We start from the raw sequence: 501 nt of genomic DNA on the forward strand, positions 1-501 counted from the left end.
AAACTCAAGATGCTCTCCTATAGCGAAACAAGTACTATCTAGCCCAAAGTGCCCTTCCTTGTCATAAGAGAATCTTAGAATTGAACCTACCCGTTTCCACATGATTTTCGGTTTAGAAAAATGGTCCAAATAAGCGCAGTTACGAAGATTGTAAGGAGTATCTCCTTTATCTGCCCGTCGAGATAGTTTAGTTAGATACTGGTCTAAGTGAGCTTTAATTGAAGGCAAGTCTTCGACATGCACCCTTTTCCCCTTCCCTTTTATTCCGTTATGAGTGTTAATAAGCCAAGTATCTTCCCACTTGTAACCATACCTCTCAATATCCCGGCCTCGAAGAATAGGTCGAATTATTTCAGCTGTAATTTTTCTCTCTTCTTCTGTCAAGCAATTTAAAAGAATTTCTTCTCTTTTTTCGTTGTTGATAATAAAAGCTTCGTTACAACCAGTCTTTATCCCGTAGTTAATTTGAATATCCCAATCCTTTAACGGAACACCTCTTTA

General features: G+C 38.1%; 1 protein-coding gene. It reads right to left on the minus strand.

The genetic code is table 11. From position 1 onward, the window contains the following. Positions 1-384: TaqI-like C-terminal specificity domain-containing protein (locus tag ACYQ4O_RS12985; protein ID WP_460175874.1), on the minus strand; the 384-nt coding region annotated here is incomplete at its 3' end. Positions 385-501: the final 117 nt, after the last annotated feature.

It is taken from the genome of Turicimonas sp. TL08, assembly GCF_054660695.1.